Source organism: Nocardioides ultimimeridianus (assembly GCF_054777895.1).
In genome coordinates, this window is sequence record NZ_BAAHAB010000023.1 from 67,398 (window position 1) to 80,710 (window position 13,313).

13 protein-coding genes are annotated in these 13,313 nt (G+C 71.9%); 3 read left to right on the forward strand and 10 right to left on the reverse strand.

The features are described from left to right. Nucleotides 1-19: 19 nt before the first annotated feature. Nucleotides 20-556 carry an acetolactate synthase small subunit gene (gene ilvN / locus ACYU8V_RS20945; protein ID WP_460850172.1) on the reverse strand — a complete coding sequence of 179 codons (537 nt, stop codon included), beginning with the start codon at nt 554-556 and terminating at the stop codon, nt 20-22. A gap of 11 nt (nt 557-567) precedes the next feature. Next, nucleotides 568-2,328 (reverse strand): acetolactate synthase large subunit, encoded by a 1,761-nt coding sequence (locus ACYU8V_RS20950; RefSeq protein ID WP_460850173.1) that lies wholly within the window; start codon nt 2,326-2,328, stop codon nt 568-570. A gap of 255 nt (nt 2,329-2,583) precedes the next feature. Between ACYU8V_RS20950 and ACYU8V_RS20955 the strand changes: the two genes are divergently transcribed. Then, nucleotides 2,584-3,624, forward strand: coding sequence for a galactokinase (locus ACYU8V_RS20955; RefSeq protein WP_460850174.1), 1,041 nt, complete (start codon nt 2,584-2,586; stop codon nt 3,622-3,624). On the opposite strand, the gene ACYU8V_RS20960 is transcribed toward ACYU8V_RS20955, so the two are convergent. From ACYU8V_RS20960 to ACYU8V_RS20980, 5 genes are all read right to left on the reverse strand, one after another. Next, complete coding sequence (locus ACYU8V_RS20960) at nt 3,614-4,315, reverse strand: GNAT family N-acetyltransferase (RefSeq protein WP_460850175.1); 702 nt, start codon at nt 4,313-4,315, stop codon at nt 3,614-3,616. The two genes, ACYU8V_RS20955 and ACYU8V_RS20960, sit on opposite strands and share 11 nt — an antisense overlap. Beyond that, nucleotides 4,312-5,346 carry an FUSC family protein gene (locus ACYU8V_RS20965; protein ID WP_460850176.1) on the reverse strand — a complete coding sequence of 345 codons (1,035 nt, stop codon included), beginning with the start codon at nt 5,344-5,346 and terminating at the stop codon, nt 4,312-4,314. Before ACYU8V_RS20965 ends, ACYU8V_RS20960 begins: the two co-directional genes overlap by 4 nt. Then, nucleotides 5,339-5,914: a pyridoxamine 5'-phosphate oxidase family protein gene (locus ACYU8V_RS20970; RefSeq protein WP_460850177.1), complete on the reverse strand. Its 576-nt coding sequence runs from the start codon at nt 5,912-5,914 to the stop codon at nt 5,339-5,341. Before ACYU8V_RS20970 ends, ACYU8V_RS20965 begins: the two co-directional genes overlap by 8 nt. 104 nt (nt 5,915-6,018) lie before the next feature. Beyond that, the gene (locus tag ACYU8V_RS20975; protein WP_460850178.1) at nt 6,019-6,579 is read right to left on the reverse strand and encodes a helix-turn-helix domain-containing protein; all 561 of its coding nucleotides are present in this window, start codon (nt 6,577-6,579) and stop codon (nt 6,019-6,021) included. Beyond that, the gene (locus tag ACYU8V_RS20980) at nt 6,576-7,025 is read right to left on the reverse strand and encodes a MarR family winged helix-turn-helix transcriptional regulator (protein WP_460850179.1); all 450 of its coding nucleotides are present in this window, start codon (nt 7,023-7,025) and stop codon (nt 6,576-6,578) included. Before ACYU8V_RS20980 ends, ACYU8V_RS20975 begins: the two co-directional genes overlap by 4 nt. Nucleotides 7,026-7,152: 127 nt before the next feature. On the opposite strand from ACYU8V_RS20980, the gene ACYU8V_RS20985 reads away from it, so the two are divergent. Continuing rightward, nucleotides 7,153-8,334, forward strand: coding sequence for an MFS transporter (locus tag ACYU8V_RS20985; protein ID WP_460850180.1), 1,182 nt, complete (start codon nt 7,153-7,155; stop codon nt 8,332-8,334). Nucleotides 8,335-8,412: 78 nt separating this feature from the next. After that, on the forward strand, nt 8,413-9,591 hold the full coding sequence (locus ACYU8V_RS20990; protein WP_460850181.1) for a benzoate/H(+) symporter BenE family transporter: 1,179 nt from the start codon (nt 8,413-8,415) through the stop codon (nt 9,589-9,591). Here ACYU8V_RS20990 and ACYU8V_RS20995 read toward each other — a convergent pair. The 3 genes from ACYU8V_RS20995 to ACYU8V_RS21005 all read right to left on the reverse strand — a co-directional run bounded on the left by ACYU8V_RS20995 (nt 9,575) and on the right by ACYU8V_RS21005 (nt 13,311). Then, complete coding sequence (locus ACYU8V_RS20995) at nt 9,575-10,426, reverse strand: hypothetical protein (protein ID WP_460850182.1); 852 nt, start codon at nt 10,424-10,426, stop codon at nt 9,575-9,577. The genes ACYU8V_RS20990 and ACYU8V_RS20995 overlap by 17 nt on opposite strands. A 37-nt stretch (nt 10,427-10,463) precedes the next feature. Continuing rightward, a complete protein-coding gene (ilvD, locus tag ACYU8V_RS21000; RefSeq protein WP_460850183.1) occupies nt 10,464-12,311 on the reverse strand; it encodes a dihydroxy-acid dehydratase in 1,848 nt (615 codons plus the stop codon). A gap of 67 nt (nt 12,312-12,378) precedes the next feature. After that, nucleotides 12,379-13,311 carry an esterase/lipase family protein gene (locus ACYU8V_RS21005; protein ID WP_460850184.1) on the reverse strand — a complete coding sequence of 311 codons (933 nt, stop codon included), beginning with the start codon at nt 13,309-13,311 and terminating at the stop codon, nt 12,379-12,381. Nucleotides 13,312-13,313 lie beyond the last annotated feature (2 nt).

Consider the following 13,313-nt stretch of genomic DNA (forward strand, 5'->3'; position numbering starts at 1 on the left):
TCTGGTTGTTTTCGTTGGTTCAGGAAGCTGCGGGAGGAACGGGTACGCCGACGGGCTTGCTGCGCTCGGAGATCGATCGCGAGCCGCGGCCGATGGCGACCATGCCGCTCTGCACCAGCTCGCGGATCCCGAAGGGCTCGAGCACGCGCAGGAAGTCGGCGATCTTGCCGGCGTTGCCGACGATCTGGATGGTGACGGCGTCGGCCGCGACGTCGATGACCTTGGCCCGGAAGAGCTGGACCACGTCGAGGATGTCGCCGCGGGTGTCGGCGCTCGCGCCGACCTTGACCATCACCAGCTCGCGGGTCACCGAGGCGGAGTGCTCGAGCTCGACGATCTTGATGACCTCGACCAGCTTGTTCAGCTGCTTGGTCACCTGCTCCAGCGGCGAGCCCTCGACGTTGACCATGATGGTCATCCGCGAGATGCCGGCGCTCTCGGTCGGCCCGACGGCGAGGGACTCGATGTTGAAGCCGCGCCGGCTGAAGAGCGCGGCGATCCGGGTCAGGACGCCGGGCTGGTCCTCGACGAGGACGGACAGGGTGTGCTTGGCCATCTCGATATCCCCTACAGGTCGTCCTGGTCGAACTTCGGTGCGAGGTCGCGCGCGTACTGGATCGCGTCGTTGCTCGCACCGCCGGCGATCATCGGCCACACCATCGCGTCCTTGTGCACCCGGAAGTCGACGACGACGGGCACGTCGTTGATCTCCATCGCCTTCTGGATCGTCGCGTCGACGTCGTCGGCGCTCTCGCACGACAGGCCCACGCAGCCGTAGGCCTCGGCGAGCTTGGGGAAGTCGGGGATCCGCGCCGGCCGGTCGTGCTTCTGCAGGTTCGTGTTGGAGTAGCGCTCGTTGTAGAACAGCGTCTGCCACTGGCGGACCATGCCGAGGTTGTCGTTGTTGATGATCGCGACCTTGATCGGGATGTCGTTGATCGCGCAGGTGGCGAGCTCCTGGTTGGTCATCTGGAAGCAGCCGTCGCCGTCGATGGACCACACCGTCGAGTCCGGGCAGGCGACCTTGGCGCCCATGGCGGCGGGCACGGAGTAGCCCATGGTGCCGGCGCCACCGGAGTTCAGCCAGGTGTTGGGGTGCTCGTAGCCGATGAACTGCGCGGCCCACATCTGGTGCTGGCCCACGCCCGCGGCGAAGATCGTCTCGGGGCCGGAGATGGCGCCGAGCCGCTCGATGACGTACTGCGGGGACAGGCCCGTCTCGGGGGTGTCGTAGCCGAGCGGGTAGCGCTGCTTGATGCCGGCGCAGAACTGCACCCAGCCCTCGTAGTCGCCCTGGGTTCCCTCGGTCCGCAGCAGCACCAGCAGGTCGGTGAGGACCTCCCGGATGTCGCCGACGATCGGGACGTCGGCGTACCGGTTCTTGCCGATCTCGGCCGGGTCGATGTCGGCGTGGATGATCAGCGCGCCGGGCGCGAAGGTGGACAGGTCGCCGGTGACGCGGTCGTCGAAGCGCGCGCCCAGGCTGATGATCAGGTCGCTCTTCTGCAGCGCGGCCACCGCGGCCACCGTGCCGTGCATGCCGGGCATGCCCAGGTGCTGCGGGTGGCTGTCGGGGAACGCACCGCGTGCCATCAGCGTGGTGACGACCGGGATGCCGGTGAGCTCGGCGAGCTCGCGCAGCTCGCGGTGCGCGCGGGAGCGGATGGTGCCGCCGCCGACGTACAGCACCGGCTTGCGGGCCGCCGCGATGAGCCGCGCGGCCTCGCGGATCTGCTTGGCGTGCGGCCGGGTCACCGGGCGGTAGCCCGGGAGCACGATCTCGGAGGGCCACTGGAAGGTGGTCGAGGCGGTCAGCGCCGACTTGGCCACGTCGACCAGAACCGGGCCCGGGCGGCCGGTCGAGGCGAGGTGGAACGCCTCGGCGATCCGCATCGGGATCTCGGCCGGGTCGGTGACCAGGAAGTTGTGCTTGGTGATCGGCATGGTGATGCCGCGGATGTCCGCCTCCTGGAAGGCGTCGGTGCCGATCAGCGACTCGGCGACCTGACCGGTCAGCGCGACCATCGGCACCGAGTCCATGTAGGCGTCGGCGATCGGGGTGACCAGGTTGGTCGCACCCGGGCCGGAGGTCGCCATGCACACGCCGACGCGGCCGCTGGCCGAGGCGTAGCCCTCGGCGGCGTGGCCGGCGCCCTGCTCGTGGCGCACCAGGATGTGCCGGATCGAGGAGTCCATCAGCGGGTCGTACGCCGGAAGGATCGCGCCGCCCGGGATGCCGAAGATGTCGGTGACACCCGCCGCCTCGAGCGACCGGACCAGGCTCTGCGCTCCGGTGATCGTCTCGCCCGAGCCCTGCTGCTCACTCATCGCATGTTCCTTCGGTTTCGTGGATCGTCGTACTCAACAAAAAACCCCTCTGTTGCGAGGCAACGAGGGGTGGACGCACTGACTGGTCTCAGTCGGCGCGCCCGCTGCGTACGAGAAGCTGCTCATGCATGGAGCCAGCGTACGCGGTCGTACGTCGTCGCGTCGAACAGTGTCCCATGCGTCCCAAGGGGCAAGACGCCGGTCTCAGTCCTCGTCAGGCGTCCGCCCGGGACCCGTCCATGATGAGGTGGACCCATGGACCGTACGACGGCGTGGTGGGCACCGGGCAGGGTCAACCTGATCGGCGAGCACACCGACTACAACGGCGGACTCGCGCTGCCGTTCGCGATCGGGAGGGGCGCACTCGCGGTGGTCGCCACCGCGGACGCCCAGGGGTACGCCGTCAGCTCCGCCCAGCAGGCCGAGCCGGTCGTCCTGGCGAGCATCGAGGACCTGCCGACCGCCGACGTCCCCGGCTGGGTCCGCTACGCCCTCGGTCCGCTGTGGGCGCTGCAGCAGCGCGGGCACGCGGTGCCGCCCTGCCTGGTCCACGTGACCAGCGACGTCCCGGCCGGCTCGGGCCTGTCCTCCTCGGCGGCCGTGGTGTGCTCGGTGACCGCGGCCGTCGCCGACCACCTGGGCCTCGACCTGCCGCTCGCCGAGCTCGTCGCGGTCGCCCGGTCGGCCGAGAACGACGTCGCCGGCGCGCGGACCGGAGGGCTCGACCAGCTCGCCTCGCTGGGCTGCCGCGACGGCCACGCCCTGCTCATCGACTTCTCCCGCGTCACCGCCGACGGCCCCCGGACCGAGCAGGTGCGGCTGGACCTGGCCGCCCACGGGCTGACGATCCTGGTGCTCGACACGATGGTGCGGCACAGCCATGCGAGCGGTGAGTACGCCGCCCGGCGGGCCGGCTGCGAGGCGGGGGTTCCGGCGTACCTGCGGCACGTGCGGACCGAGAACGAGCGGGTGCGGGAGGTGGTGGCGCTGCTGCGGGCCGGCCGTCCCAGGGAGATCGGGCCGCTGCTGTCGGCCTCGCACGCCTCGCTGCGCGACGACTACGAGGTCACCACGCCGGAGCTGGACCTCGCCGCGTCCACCCTCGAGGCGGCCGGTGCGCTCGGCGCGCGGATGACCGGCGGCGGGTTCGGGGGCTGTGTGATCGCGCTGGTCGAGAACCCCCTCGCCGAGACGGCCGCGCGGGCGGCCGTGGCCGCGTTCGAGGCCCGCGGGTGGGCGGAGCCGCAGTGGTTCACCGTCGCGCCCAGCCCGGGCGCGCACCGGGTCAGCGACTGAGCGCCGAGCGCTGACGGCCCTGCTCGTCGAAGTTGGCCGGGTCGAGCCAGGCCTCGTGCCGGGCCCGGATCGCCGGCCACTCGGCGTCGGTGATGGAGAACCAGTCGGTGTCGCGGTTGCGCCCCTGGACGACCAGGTGGTTCCGGAACCGGCCCTCGTAGGTGAACCCGTAGCGGCCGGCGGCCCGCCGCGACGGCTCGTTGAGGCTGTCGCACTTCCACTCGAAGCGTCGGTAGCCGAGGTCGTCGAGGGCGTGCCGGACGAGCAGGTGGATCGCCTCGGTCGCGGCGCGGGTGCGCTGCAGGGCCTTCCCCAGCAGCACTCCCCCGACCTCGACCTGGCCGTGGTCCGGCTCGATGCGCAGGTACGACGCGATGCCCGTCGCGCGGCCGGCACGCTCGCCCTCGGCCGGGACGATCGCGAACGTCTCCATGTCGTCGCGGTCCAGGTGCCCGGCCAGGTGCATCCAGAGGTCCGGCAGCTTCGTGGGACGCGGGACGGGGCGGTAGGTCCACAGGTCGCCGTCGTCGTCGCCGCAGGTCGCCGCGAACAGGTCGGAGTAGTGGGCGGAGGTCAGCGGCACGACCCGCACGTAGCGCCCCTCCAGGACCGTCGCCTCGGGCCATGGCCGCGACTCCCAGCCGTCGACCACCGCGCCCACCTGCTGTCCGTAGGCGTTGAGCTCGCTCATGCCGCGGACGCTACCGGCCGCACCCGCCCGGCCCAGCCGATGGCCAGCCCGATCGTCACGCCGATCAAGGTCTCCAGGCCCCGGTCGGTGAGCAGCTCGGGGATCGGGATCGGTGCGGCGAGGTGCACCATCAGCAGCGCCAGCGGGGTGATGAAGATCAGTGCGGCGGCGTAGTGGCGGCCGACGACCAGCTCGGTCATCGCCTGCAGCGCCGCCACCAGCAGGATGGTGGCGAGGACCGGCAGGTGCAGCTCCAGCAACGCCCACGCCGTCACCAGTCCCCCGGCGGTGCCCATGATCCGGTGCGCGCCGCGGACCACCTGGAGCGCGAAGTCCGGCGCCACGAGCGGTACGACGGCCGACACCATCGCCCAGTACGGCCGCCCGATCCCGGCGCCGGTCGCGATCGAGCCGGCGATCGCCACGCCGAGACCGGACATCCAGGCCTGGCGGACCCACCTGCCGCTCGCGCCGCCGATCGCGGGGCCGGGCGGGGTGACGGCCGCCGTGCGGCGTACCCGCCGGACCACGGCACCGATGTTGCCGACCACAACGGCGAACGCCGCCGAGGAGGCCGCGACCGCGGCGGCCTCGCCGACCTGGTGCCAGGTGCCCGGCACCGACGCGACGGCGGCGAACCCGAACAGGCAGAACAGCGAGCCGGGCGGGTGCCAGCCCTGGGTGCCGGAGATCCAGGTGACCGCGGTGGCGAGGACCGCGGCGATCGGCACCGCGAGCCAGGCCCGGTCCGGCGAGACAGCGACCACCGCGCCGAGCGTGACGGCGAGGACGAGCGAGAGGCCGGCGACGACCTGCAGCCGCACGCGGGGCAGGTCGACCCGCTCGCGGCCGTAGAGCGCGGTGAACGCCGCGAAGGTGGCGTAGAGCGACCAGCGCGGCTGGTCGGCGGCGTACACGACGAGCAGTGGGACGAGCACCGACACCGCCGCGCGTGCGGCGATGCGGCGCGACCCGCTGACCTGGTTGACGACGAAGAGCCGTCGCCACCCGGCAGGGGCGGTGTCAGCCATCCGCCGGCGACGGCTCGGGGTCGAAGTCGTACGCCGGCAGGCCGTCGATGCTGACCCGGTTCTTCTCGCGCCGGTAGTCGGCCGCGCCGTCGTGACCCTTCTTCTCCGACCACTGCCGCAGCAGCGTGCGGTCCTCGCGGTAGTCCATGACCGGGACGCCGTACCCGCACGTGTCGGAGATGCGCTCGACGTCGACGACGATCACCGCGCGGTCGAGCGGGAAGTCCACGAAGTGCGGGCGCAAGGCGTCGTACTCCTCGGTGCCGAGGGGGACGACGCGCCCCCGGCCGTGGAACCGGACGATGTCGGGCGGTCCGTCGAAGGCGCAGAACATGATGGTGATGCGGCCGTTCTCCCGCAGGTGCGCGATGGTCTCGCTGCCACTGCCGTTGGTGTCGAGCCACGCGACCGTGTGCTCGTCGAGGACCTTGAAGCTGCCCACGATGCCGCGCGGCGAGAGGTTGATGTGACCGTCGCCGGACAGCGGCGCGGTGGCGACGAAGAAGACGGGTTGCGTCTCCACGAACGTCCTCAGCCGGCCCTCGATGCGCTCGTGGATCTTGCCCATGCCCGACATCCTCGCACCTGGGTGCGGGCCGGCTCGACCGGATTGCGCGGTGGTCGGCCGACACGATCGGCCGACACGATCGGCCGACACGATCGGCCGGGTCGTCACGCCGGGCGCATCGCCCGCGCCCAGCGGATGACGAGAACTGCCTCGACGGGCTCTCCGCCCAGCGCGCGGTAGACGTGGCGCCCCCGCGCCTCCCACTCCGCCAGCTCGCCCTCCCCCACCTCGATCTGGCGCCGGACCGGTCCGACGCCGGCACGCCCCGTGGTGACGAGCAGCTGCTCGACGACGCCGCGTCCGTGGCCCTCCGAGTGGTGCTCGGCGCCGGCGTCGAGGTGCAGACGGAACGTCTCGATCGTCACACCGTCATCGCGGTGCTCGGTGTCGAGCAGCCGCGCACCGATGCCGGGAGAGGTCACGTGGGTGCCCGCGCGCTCGGCGAGCAGGGTCGAGAGCGGGACGTCGAGCGCGCGCGCCAGCGCGTAGAGGGTCGAGAGGGTCGGGTTCCGAGCGCCGTTCTCGATCTCGGAGAGCGAACCCTTCCCGATCCGCGCCCGCGCGGCCAGGGCGCCGAGAGCCAGGCCCCGTTCGTGCCGGGCAGCCCGCACCCGGGCACCGATGATCGCTGCCGGGTCGTCCCCGGGGGTGTCGCTCTCGCTCACGGCGCGAAGGCGAGCCCGCCGAGTGCGGCGACGACCGGAGCGAGCTCCGGTTGCCCGGAGGCGAGCTCGAGGGCGCGTCCGAGTGCCTCGTCATGGATCGGGCGCGCCTTGCGATACAGCTTGCGCCCCTCCCCGGTGAGCTCGGTGTAGATGCCGCGGCGGTCGTCGGCGCACAGGATGCGGGTCAGCAGGCCGCGGTTCTCGAGGCGGGTGACCAGGCGGGTGGTCGCGCTCGGGCTCAGTGCCGCGGCACGGGCCAGCTGCTGCATGCGCATGTGCCAGCCGTCCTGGCGGCTCAGGGCGTCGATCACGGTGTACTCGACGACCGACAGCCCGACCGTGTCGACGAGCGCTCGCTCGAGCTCGGTCTCGATCAGGCCGTGTAGCGCGGCGAGGGTGCGCCAGCCCTGCGCGCGAACCTCGAGCGCTTCGTCGGTGATGCCCATGCGAACAGACTCCTCCTGCTCAGCCAAGATCATTGCTTGCGCGGTTTACTTGCGCGTGCAACGATAGCTTTCGCCACGCAACATCCCGCGTGTGCAACTACTCTCGCACACCCACAGGAGAAATCCCATGCCCCTCGGTCTGATCGCTCTCGCACTCGGGAGCTTCGGCATCGGGCTCACCGAGTTCGTCATCATGGGCCTGCTGCCCGAGGTCGCCGCCGACTACGGGGTCTCGGGATCCGCGGCCGGATGGCTCATCTCCGGCTACGCCCTCAGCGTCGTCGTCGGCGCACTGCTCCTCACCGCAGCGACCACCCGTCTGGATCGCAAGCATGTCCTGCTCGGACTCGTGGTGCTCTTCATCCTGGGCAACGTCATCACCGCGGCAGCGCCGACGTACGCGATCGCGATGGTCGGGCGGGTCGTCGCGGCGCTGTGCCACGGCGCCTTCTTCGGCATCGGATCCGTCGTCGCCGCGAGCCTGGTCGCCCCGGAGCGCAAGGCGGGCGCCGTCGCGATGATGTTCACCGGCCTCACGGCCGCGAACGTGCTCGGCGTCCCCTTCGGCACGTTCCTCGGCCAGCAGGCCGGCTGGCAGGCCACGTTCTGGGCGATCGCGGGCATCGGCGTCATCGCCCTCGCGGGCATCGCGATCCTGGTCCCGGACCTCGCGACGGACGGCGAGGAGGTGAGCCTGCGGAGCGAGCTCCGGGCCTTCGGCTCGGCACAGGTCTGGTTCTCACTGGTCATCACCGTCCTTGCGTACGGCGGGATGTTCGGGGCCTTCACCTACATCGCGTACACCCTCACCGAGGTGTCCGGCTTCGCCTCGTCGACGGTGCCGTGGCTGCTCGTGCTCTTCGGCGCGGGCCTCGTCGTCGGCAACGCGATCGGCGGCCGCCTCGCGGACCGGTCCGTCGACGGCACGCTCGTGGGCGTCGTCGCCGCCCTCGCGGTCGTCCTCGTCGCCTTCGCCCTGGTCGCGAGCTCGCAGCTTGCGACAGTCATGGCGATCTTCCTGATGGGCGCGCTGGGCTTCGGCACCGTGCCGGCCCTACAGAGCCGGGTCATGGGGTACGCCGGCCAGGCGCCCACCCTCGCCTCGGGCGCCAACATCGGTGCGTTCAACGCCGGCAACGCCCTCGGCGCATGGGCTGGGGGCGTCGGCATCTCCGCGGGGCTCGGATACACCTCGCCGATCTGGATCGGAGCCGCGATCACCGTCGCCGGCCTCGCGGTGCTCCTCGTCGCCCGCGGGACACTCACCCGAGCCTCTCGCGGCGCGTGCGCCGAGCCGGCCGTCGCCTGACCGCCACCCTGCCGGCCCGCGTCCGGCGTCAAGGCCACCGCGGCGACGGCGAGCGCACCGTGAACTAGGGTTCTGTTCATGGAACACCGGGCCACCACGACGATCGCCGGCGTGACCCTGGCGCTCGTCGGCTTCACCAGCTCGTTCGCGGTGGTGCTGGCGGGACTGCGGGCGGTCGGGGCGACGCCGGCCGAGGCGGCGTCCGGGCTGGTCGCCCTCTGCGTCACGCTCGGCCTCGGCACGATCGCGCTCAGCCGCCGCCACCGCATCCCGGTGACGTTGGCCTGGTCCACGCCGGGCGCCGCGCTGCTGGCCACCACCGGCGCGGTCCGCGGCGGCTGGCCGGCCGCGGTGGGCGCCTTCCTGCTGGTCGCCGCCCTGGTCCTCGCGACCGCCCTCTGGCCGGCGCTCGGCCGGCTGATCGGCCGGATCCCCGCGTCCCTGGCGCAGGCGATGCTGGCCGGGGTGCTGTTCCCGCTGTGCCTCGCACCGGTGACCGGGTTCGCCGCGTCGCCGCTGCTGGTCGGGCCCGCGGTCCTCACCTGGCTGGTCGGTCTCGTGGTCGCCCGTCGCTGGGCCGTGCCGCTGGCGTTCGTGGTGGCCCTCGGGACCGTCGTCGTGGAGGTCGTGCGGCACGGCGACCGGCTCACCGGCGTACTTCCCGAGCCGGAGTGGACCACCCCGCACCTCTCCATCGGGGCGGTGCTCGGCCTCGCGCTGCCGCTCTACCTGGTGACCATGGCGGCGCAGAACCTGCCCGGCGTGGCCGTGCTGGCGTCGTACGACTTCGAGGTGCCGTGGCGCTCCTCGATGGCCGTCACCGGTGCGGGTACGGCGATCGCGGCTCCCTTCGGCGGCCACGCGATCAACCTCGCGGCGATCACCGCCGCCCTCGCGGCAGGTCCCGACGCCGGGCCGGACCGGGACCGGCGCTGGCGGGCCGCCGACACCGCCGGCTGGACCTACCTGGTCCTCGCGCTGGCCGCGCCGCTCCTCGTCGCGCTCGTCACCGCGGCGCCCGCGGGGATCCTCGAGGCCGTGGCCGGCCTGGCGCTGCTGGGCACGCTGGGCGCGGCGATCCGGACCGCGCTCGCCGGCGACGGCCCGCACGAGGCGGCCCTGATCACCCTGCTCGTCGCCGCCAGCGGTACGACGTTCCTCGGGGTCGGCGCCGCCTTCTGGTCACTCGTGGCCGGGCTGGCCGTCCACGCGCTGCTCACCCGGACCGGAGCGGGGTCGGCTACCGGACGATCGTGAAGTCGCCGCGGCCGTAGGGGATCGCCGAGGCGGTGGAGGGACCGTCGATGGCGTCCAGCTCGTCGGCGGGATCCCAGGTCGAGTCGCGGGTGACCCTGTCGACGAGCTGGACCCGCATCGATGCGGGTCCGGTCGGGAGCATCGACAGGAGAGTCATGGGCGCTCGCCAGATGCCGTCGCGGCGGGTGCCCGTGGCCAGGGTCGCGGGCTCGCACGGCTGCTCCCCCGACGGATCGCTGTCGCTCAGGTAGCAGAAGTAGACCAGCCCCACGCCGGAGCCGGTGTCGGTCACGTGCGCGGAGATCAACGGCGTCGTCCGCTGCGAGATCGACGCTCCCTCCACCGGACGGTTCAGGGAGACGAGCGTCGGCGGGCTCATGTCGCCGTGCGGATTCACGATGGTGATGGTCCGCACCGAGCCGTTGAACACGTCGGCCCCTCCCGCTCGCCACTTCACGGCGAGCCGGTAGGTCCCGGCCGGGACGTAGCGGGTGAGGGGGATGCGGACCCGCCAGATGCCGGACGTCGCGGTGCCGCTGAGCTTCGTGACGGGGTGCGGATCGGTCGCGTACGCCGGGTTCGGCCAGCTCTCCAGCCACACGTCCCCGCTCGACGACGGGGTGGACAGGCTCAGGACCACGCCGACGAGACTCAACCGGGAGGTGCTGCTCCCGCCGATCCTCAGGACCTCGGTGACTCCCCCGTCGGTGAGGTCGACCTGCGAGTGAAAGACCCGGACCCACTGCGACACGCTCGGCGTGGTCGCCCGCGCCGGAGCGGCGAGGGTCGCACCCACCAGTGCGATGCCGAGGATCCCGAGAAGCAGCCTGCGCATGCAGCGCACGCTACTCGTCAGTGACGCGGGCCGCAGATCATTCGGGCACGCGGCGGTAGGCACCGTCCGAGGCGGCGGTCGCCATCGAGGCGTAGGCACGCAGGGCCGCGCTCACCGGGCGGTCGCGGTCGACCGGGGTGTAGGGCTTGTCGCGCTTCTCCTGGGCGGCCCGGCGCTCGGCGAGGACGATCTCGTCGACGTCCAGCGCGATGGTGCGGTTCGGGATGTCGATGGAGATGGTGTCGCCGTCCTCGACCAGCGCGATCAGCCCGCCGCCGGCGGCCTCCGGGGAGACGTGGCCGATGGACAGGCCCGACGTACCACCGGAGAAGCGGCCGTCGGTGATCAGCGCGCACTTCTGGCCCAGGCCGCGGCCCTTGAGGAAGGACGTCGGGTAGAGCATCTCCTGCATGCCCGGGCCGCCCTTGGGGCCCTCGTACCGGATGACCACGACGTGGCCCTCCTGCACGGTCTTGTCGAGGATGCCCTGCACCGCGGCGTCCTGGGACTCGAAGACGATCGCGGTCCCGGTGAACGTCCAGATCTCCTCCGGCACGCCGGCGGTCTTCACCACGCAGCCGTCCTCGGCGATGTTGCCGTGCAGGATCGCGAGGCCGCCGTCCTGGGAGTAGGCGTGCGCGACGTCGCGGATGCAGCCCTCGGCTGCGTCGGTGTCGAGGCTGGCCCAGCGGTTCTCGGTGGAGAAGGCCTCCGTGGTCCGCACGCCACCGGGGGCCGCGTGGAACAGCTCGAGCGCCTCCGGGCTGGGGCTCTCGCCGCGGATGTCCCAGCGACCGAGCCACTCGTCGATGGTGGCGGAGTGGACGGTGTGGACGTCCTCGTTGAGCGCGCCACCGCGGCGCAGCTCGCCGAGCAGGGCGGGGATGCCGCCGGCGCGGTGGACGTCCTCCATGTGGAACTTCGGGCTGTTCGGCGCGACCTTGCTCAGGCACGGGACCCGGCGGGAGATGGCGTCGATGTCGTGGACGGTGAAGTCCAGCTCGGCCTCGCGGGCGGCCGCGAGCAGGTGCAGCACGGTGTTGGTCGAGCCGCCCATGGCGACGTCGAGCGCGACGGCGTTCTCGAAGGCGGCGCGGCTCGCGATGGCCCGCGGCAGCACGCTCTCGTCGTCGTCCTCGTAGTAGCGCTTGCACAGGTCGACGATCAGCCGGCCGGCCTCGAGGAAGAGGTCCTTGCGGGCCGCGTGGGTCGCCAGCGTCGAGCCGTTGCCCGGCAGGGACAGGCCGATGGCCTCGGTGAGGCAGTTCATCGAGTTGGCCGTGAACATGCCCGAGCACGAGCCGCAGGTCGGGCAGGCCGACCGCTCCACGGTGTCGAGCAGGTCGTCGCTCACGGCGTCGTTGGCGGACAGCGACATCGCGTCGACCAGGTCGAGCTTCTCGTGCACCAGGCCCTCGACGGCGACGGTCTTGCCGGCCTCCATCGGTCCGCCGGACACGAAGACGACCGGGATGTTGAGCCGCAGCGCCGCCAGCAGCATGCCCGGGGTGATCTTGTCGCAGTTGGAGATGCAGACCAGCGCGTCGGCACAGTGCGCCTGCACCATGTACTCGACCGCGTCTGCGATCAGCTCGCGGCTCGGCAGGCTGTAGAGCATGCCGCCGTGGCCCATCGCGATGCCGTCGTCGACGGCGATGGTGTTGAACTCCTTGGCGTTGGCGCCCGCGGCCTTGACCGAGTCGGCGACCAGCTTGCCCATGTTGCGCAGATGCACGTGGCCCGGCACGAACTCGGTGAAGGAGTTCGCGATCGCCACGATCGGCTTGCCGAAGTCCGAGTCCGTCATGCCGGTCGCGCGCCAGAGCGCACGCGCACCGGCCATGTTGCGACCGGACGTGGAGGTTGCGGAGCGGAGCGTAGGCATGGATCAAGGATAGGACGGCGGCGTACGCCGGCCCGCCCCGATCTCAGGCGGGGGTCCTGGGTCGTGCCTAGGAGACGAACCCGTTGAACGGCAGGACCGTCCGGCACGCGATCTGCGCCGGCAGGGTGTTGCCGTTGAGATAGGCCACCACCAGCGCGGCCGCGTTCGGGTCCGAGGCGATCTCGAAGTGCTCGGTGAGGTCGGTCGGGCAGTAGCGCTGGATCACGACGTTACGCATGTTGGCGTAGCCCGAGAGCTGGCCGCTCGAGTACGGGAGCACCAGCTCGTCGTACCGGGTGGAGATGTTGAGGTAGTGCACGCCGGACGCGGCGACCCGGCCCGAGGTCATCCTGGTCGCGAAGGCGGACCCGGTGACCATCTGCCCGCAGGCGGCGCACACGGGGACCATCGCGTCGGAGGTGAAGCCGTAGGGCGCCCCGGCGAGGTTCAGCTGGCCGGCCACCGAGGTGCCGGTGCCCTTCCACAGCGGCGCGAGCGAGATGTAGTCGTGCACGTACTGCGCGCCGCCGAGGAAGCGCACCCAGTAGTTCGGCATGTAGGTGCCCTGCGAGTGGCCGATCAGGTCGACCTTGTGGGCGCCGGTCGCCGTGAGGACCTTCGCGACGAACGCCTTCAGCTCCCGCGCGCTGGACGCGATCGCGTTCATCCCGCCGAACTTCACCGGCGAGGAGGTCTCGATCGACGCGACGCCGTAGGTCGGCGCGAAGACGCAGTAGCCCTTGTTGTGGAGCAGGGCGGCGTACGTCGCCCAGTTGGTCGCCGCGTTGCCGCCGGTGCCGTGCACCAGCACCACCGGGCGGGGGTGCGCCGCGGTCGGGCGGCAGGTCCAGTCGTTCTCCCCGGGCGCGGACGCGGCGGTGTTCACCGCGAAGGTGTTCTGCAGGAAGTTGTAGCTCACCGGCAGCTGGGAGGTCGCGCCGTGCACCGGCGATCCCACCAGCAGCGTCCCCATCAGGAACGCGGCAAGCCCTGCCCCCACCC